Origin of the sequence: Gordonia sp. (in: high G+C Gram-positive bacteria) (assembly GCF_049647785.1) — a bacterium.
Classification (GTDB): Bacteria; Actinomycetota; Actinomycetes; order Mycobacteriales; family Mycobacteriaceae; genus Gordonia.
Window position 1 is genome coordinate 1 of the sequence record NZ_JBARYI010000063.1, and the last position, 5213, is coordinate 5213.

Annotated in this window: 5 protein-coding genes; 3 read left to right on the forward strand and 2 right to left on the reverse strand. The window is 61.1% G+C overall.

Annotated features, from left to right (window positions below):
- Nucleotides 1-208, forward strand: a 208-nt coding sequence (locus WBA38_RS10205; protein WP_424322642.1) for an integrase core domain-containing protein, incomplete at its 5' end; no start/stop codon positions are given.
- On the opposite strand, the gene WBA38_RS10210 is transcribed toward WBA38_RS10205, so the two are convergent.
- Nucleotides 205-915, reverse strand: coding sequence for a lysostaphin resistance A-like protein (locus tag WBA38_RS10210; RefSeq protein WP_424322643.1), 711 nt, complete (start codon nucleotides 913-915; stop codon nucleotides 205-207). The genes WBA38_RS10205 and WBA38_RS10210 overlap by 4 nt on opposite strands.
- Before the next feature lie 148 nt (nucleotides 916-1063).
- Here WBA38_RS10210 and WBA38_RS10215 point away from each other — a divergent pair, with 148 nt between their 5' ends.
- Nucleotides 1064-3439, forward strand: coding sequence for an ATP-binding cassette domain-containing protein (locus WBA38_RS10215; protein ID WP_424322644.1), 2376 nt, complete (start codon nucleotides 1064-1066; stop codon nucleotides 3437-3439).
- A 6-nt stretch (nucleotides 3440-3445) separates the two neighbouring features.
- Here the strand turns inward: WBA38_RS10215 and WBA38_RS10220 are convergent, their stop codons facing one another.
- Entirely contained in the window at nucleotides 3446-4663 is a 1218-nt protein-coding gene (locus WBA38_RS10220; protein WP_424322645.1) for an oxygenase MpaB family protein, read from the reverse strand.
- 207 nt (nucleotides 4664-4870) lie between these two features.
- Between WBA38_RS10220 and WBA38_RS10225 the strand changes: the two genes are divergently transcribed.
- The gene (locus WBA38_RS10225; RefSeq protein ID WP_424322646.1) at nucleotides 4871-5188 is read left to right on the forward strand and encodes a DUF2853 family protein; all 318 of its coding nucleotides are present in this window, start codon (nucleotides 4871-4873) and stop codon (nucleotides 5186-5188) included.
- The last annotated feature ends 25 nt before the right edge of the window (nucleotides 5189-5213 follow it).

Sequence of the window (5213 nt, forward strand, 5' to 3'; positions counted from 1 at the left end):
CCGACCCCAAACCAACGGCAAAGTAGAACGGTTCAACCGGACTCTTGCTACCGAATGGGCCTACGCCGCCCGCTATCAAAACGAACACGAACGCGAGCTCGCGTACACAGCATGGCTACATCACTACGATCATCACCGACCCCACACCGGCATCGGTGGCCTCACACCGGCACAACGCTTTCACAACGTCACGAAGAAGTACAGCTAGGCCAGGTTCCAGGCGATCGCAGCGCCGAGCGCACCGGACGCGTTTAGGCTCCAATGCATCACGATCGGTGCAAGCAGGTTGGCAGTACGGAAGCGTAGCCAACTCAAGATGGCACCAGCGACCGTCGTCGCGACGACGGCGCCAAGCACGCCCGCAATCGCCGCGCCGATACCACCGCCAATCGCACCGGTGACCCCGGCGTTGCCCGCCGACAGGCCCAACGACGAAGCGATGTGCCAGATTCCGAACAAGCCGGCCGCCGCGGCGATGGTGAGACGACGGCTCAGCACGCGTCGCAACGAGCCCTGCAGCACGCCGCGGAACAGGAGTTCTTCAGGGAGTACCGTTTGCAGCGGGATCCAGACAAACGCGGCCATCATGGCGCCGCGCGCCGAGGCATATCGGTCGTTGAGGAAGAACTGCCTGGTGTAGGGGATGGCGACGGCAATCGCCACAATCACGATCACGGCGACGACGACGATCGCCGACCATCGGAAGCCGTATTTCAATTCGGCGAGGCTGACGCCCATATCGGCCCACGACAGTCCGCTGGCTCGGGCGGCGAGTGCCAGGATCACTGCGCCGAGTGGGACCGCGAGCATACCGGGCCAGTGTCCGGAAAAGTGGGCCAGCAGGTTGATAACAACCAGGGCCGCAATGACGCCGATAACCAGCGCAAAATCTCGTGTCTTGCGCGATTCGTCCACTCGCACCCCCGTCTTGTGAATAGTGCCGTGGGCTGAGTATGCCCTCAGCACCAACTGGCCGAACTATAGTCCCGTTCTCCGACAAATCGCCGTTCTCAGCCGGGGAAGTGATTGCGTCTCCGCCCATCCGGTCGAGCGTTCAGTAAGAATGGCTGTCATGTCTTCGATCGAATCCGCAGCCGCCGACAGTCATGACCTAATCCGAGTGCAGGGGGCCCGGGTCAACAATCTCAAAGACGTCAGCGTCGAGCTGCCGAAGCGTCGACTGACTGTCTTTACCGGGGTTTCCGGATCCGGGAAGAGTTCGCTGGTGTTCGGGACCATCGCCGCGGAATCGCAGCGCCTCATCAACGAAACCTACAGCGCTTTCGTCCAAGGATTCATGCCGTCGCTCGGGCGGCCCGATGTGGATGTCCTCGATGGCATTACGACCGCCATTCTCGTCGATCAGGAACGGATCGGCGGCAACCCGCGTTCAACGGTGGGCACGCTCACCGATGCCAATGCGATGCTGCGGATCCTGTTCAGCAAAGTCGCGTCCCCGCAGATTGGTGGACCGAATGCCTATTCGTTCAATATGCCAACGGTCCGGGGCAGTGGTGCCATCAAGGTCGAGCGCGGAACTGACGCCAAAGCCGTCAAGCAGACATTTGAACGCCTCGGTGGCATGTGTCCCCGGTGCGAGGGGATGGGGACGGTCTCCGACATTGACCTGACCGAGATCTACGACGCAGGCAAATCGTTGGCCGACGGTGCGCTGAAGGTGCCGGGCTACAGCATGGACGGCTGGTACGGCCGGATCTATGGTGGCAGTGGCTATTTCGACATGGACAAACCGGTGGGCACGTTCACCAAGCGTGAGCTTGACGATCTGTTGTATCGGGAACCGACCAAAATCAAAGTCGACGGCATCAACCTCACCTACGAGGGCGTGATCCCCAAGATCAGCAAATCCATGCTGTCGAAAGACCTTGAGTCTGTCCAACCGCATATCCGTGCGTTCATCGAACGCGCAGTCACTTCTGCCGCGTGCCCGGAGTGCGACGGAACGCGCCTGGCCGAACCGGCACGAACCTCCACCATTGGTGGTGTCAGCATTGCTGACGCCTGCCGCATGCAGATCACTGACCTCACGGCGTGGGTGGAAAGCCTCGACTATCCGATAGTCGCGCCCTTGCTCGATAAACTCCACGGTGCGTTGGACTCCTTTGTGGAGATCGGCCTCGGCTACCTGTCGCTCGAACGCCCGACGGGAACGCTTTCCGGAGGTGAGGCCCAGCGAACCAAGATGATTCGCCACCTCGGCTCAGCGCTCACCGACATCACCTATATTTTCGACGAGCCGACTGTCGGTCTGCACCCGCACGACATTGCGCGCATGAACAACCTCCTGCTCCGCTTGCGCGACAAGGGGAACACGGTGCTCGTAGTGGAGCACAAGCCAGAAACAATCGCGATCGCCGATCATGTCGTCGATCTGGGTCCGCGAGCCGGATCGCATGGCGGAGAGATCTGTTTTGAAGGCACCGTGGACGGGCTGAAGAAGTCCGACACCCTCACCGGCAGGCACCTCGACGACCGGGCACAACTCAAGGAATCGGTGCGTAAGCCGAAGGCGCACTTGGAAATCCGGAACGCTACCACCAACAACCTGCAGGGCGTCGACGTCGATGTTCCACTCGGCACCCTCACCGTTATCACCGGGGTCGCCGGTTCGGGAAAGAGTTCATTGATCCACGGTTCCATGCCGCCGAGCGCAGACGTCGTGGTGATTGACCAGACGGCGATCCGCGGATCTCGACGCAGCAACCCGGCAACCTACACGGGTTTGCTCGATCCGATCCGCAAGACCTTCGCAAAAGTCAACGGCGTCAAACCGGCACTGTTTAGTCCCAACTCCGACGGCGCTTGCCCCAACTGCAAGGGCGCGGGCGTTATCTACACGGACCTGGCGACCATGGCTGGCGTCTCAACAACCTGCGACGTGTGCGACGGCAAGCGATTCGACGCCGCGGTTCTTCACTATCACCTCGCTGGCCGCGATATCAGCGAGGTGCTCGCGATGTCGGTCGACGAAGCGCTCACGTACTTTGGGGAAGGGGAGGCGCGAACTCCGGCCGCCCACAAGATCCTCAGTCGACTGGCAGACGTCGGACTGGGTTACCTGACGATCGGTCAACCGCTCACCACTTTGTCGGGAGGCGAACGACAGCGCATCAAACTCGCCGCGGCAATGGCCGACAAAGCAGCGGTGTACGTCCTCGACGAACCGACTACGGGCCTGCACTTGGCCGACGTTGAACAGTTGCTTGGCCTCCTCGATCGTCTCGTCGACGCGGGCAAATCGGTGATCGTGATCGAGCATCACCAGGCAGTGATGGCTCACGCCGACTGGCTTATCGACATTGGTCCGGGTGCGGGACAGGATGGCGGTCGTGTGGTGTTCGAAGGCACCCCGCGCGACTTGGTCACCGCGAAGTCGACACTGACCGGCGAGCATCTGGCCAACTACATCGGTGCCTGACGTTCGCTACGCCACCCGAGAAATTACCGACGAATCGCCGATCACTACCGGTGTCGGAGTCATGGTGGCAAGGAAGGAGTCGGCGCGTCCAGCACCGGACTCGGCAGCACGTCGGCGACCACCGGGTAGTTGGGCCGCAGCGGAGCGAGCAATGTTGAGGCCGAAGACCAGCGGCGGGTACCAGGGCACCGCCGAACTATTGACGCCAAGGTGCTCGAGCGTCTTCCGGCCAAGGAAAGCACGGGCAATGCCGAGGTGCTGTGACTTCGCGACCCTGCGACGTAACTGCACCAACGAGTCGTAGTGCCACTGGTCGGGGTCGTCGACCATTGGCGCGGCGAGTTCCTTTGAGGTCTCGTCAGGTGTCGCTAAAGCTGCGGAGGTGTGGGCAAGGATACCGACCGCGTCGCGAAAACTGTGCGGTTGATAGGCCTCGTCAACTCCGATCAGCCAACCGACGTAGCGAGTCAGGTGCGCGATGGCCTGGTACTCGCGAGGGTTATTCACCAGGCCGAGGCCGACGACGCCGATTGACGGCGCGACCAGGGATCCGACGAGGGTCGCAGCCATGTCGGTCTGGTTGATCGGCAAGCCCCACCTGGTGTTGTCCCAGTCGGGCATCGATTCCACGTGTTTGCGCACCATTGAGTGAATGAAACGCACTCGAATGGTCGATCGATAGCCCGCACCGCGAACGTTGAGGCCACCTGGACTGATGACGTCGAGCGCCCAGCGTGAGGTTTCGGCGAAACGCTTGTTGGAACCCTTGGTGAGGGCGCCAGTGCGCAGCAGCGTCTGGTTGAAACCGGAAAACTGGTAGCCGCCCATCAAGGCTACGTCTCTCGCGATGTACAGGCCGTCGGCACCGCCGCTCTGCATTACTTGGGCCGCGAGTGCCAGTTGGCCTTCGTCGACCCAGTCTGGAGTCGCTTCGATGTGCCGGAAGAAGGCTTCCATCTGCGGGGGCGCGCCGTCCACGGTGTCGATTCCGTCGGTTAGCGCCTGTTCGAAGAGTGGCCGAGTCTGGCTCATTCCAGCAGTCGCCATCTCGTCAACTACGCCATCCATCATTGGATCGCCGGCCATGAGTAGCTCGCCCAGCTTCGCGAACTCGGCACCGGTCGGCTTGCCGATGCCCAGTAGTCGACTGGCCAACTCAATCCCCGCCGGAAGGCGACGCGGCTTTTCTGGATGACGCTCCGGAACCACTGCGACCACGACCATCTCCGTTTCCTCTAGCAAGTTCTCGTTCAAGAATCAGCCTAGGCATCCGGTGCGATAAATTCCCAGTTTCGTCTCAACTCGCAGTTGGCGTGTGATCGTCGAAGCCAATCTGGCACCATGCGGGCCCGCTTACACCAGCACCTGTCGGGAGCGAGGCATACTGTGCGCTTGCAAGGATTTACGAAGACCCAAATCGGAGGACCCTGAATGAGCGACGCCCGTGAAACTGTTCTGGAATATGCACCCCACGCCGATGTGGAGATCATCGACAAGCTGGCGGCCACGTACCGTCTGGTCCTGAGCAATCGCGACGCCGCGTTGGTCTCGGCAAGTGACCCCGCAGAACTCGCGACCGTCCGCGAGAACTTCCTCAAGAAGAAGCTCGGCCTTACCGATTCTGATGAAGCCCTCGATCAAGCCATCGCCGATGTCTTGGCGACGATGAAAGATGGCAAGTCGAACCCGCGCCTAGCTGTCTACTACTTGCTGGCTGAGAAGTTCGGCAAGCTCGATGCGCTGAAGTAGGTTCCCGAAAGTAGTTCTCTGAAGT

Excerpts from the sequence above, each read along its gene's own strand:
- WBA38_RS10215 (WP_424322644.1), top strand. The coding sequence starts at position 1,064 with ATGGCTGTCATGTCTTCGATCGAATCCGCAGCCGCCGACAGTCATGAC.
- WBA38_RS10220 (WP_424322645.1), bottom strand. The coding sequence starts at position 4,663 with ATGGTCGTGGTCGCAGTGGTTCCGGAGCGTCATCCAGAAAAGCCGCGT.
- WBA38_RS10225 (WP_424322646.1), top strand. The coding sequence starts at position 4,871 with ATGAGCGACGCCCGTGAAACTGTTCTGGAATATGCACCCCACGCCGAT.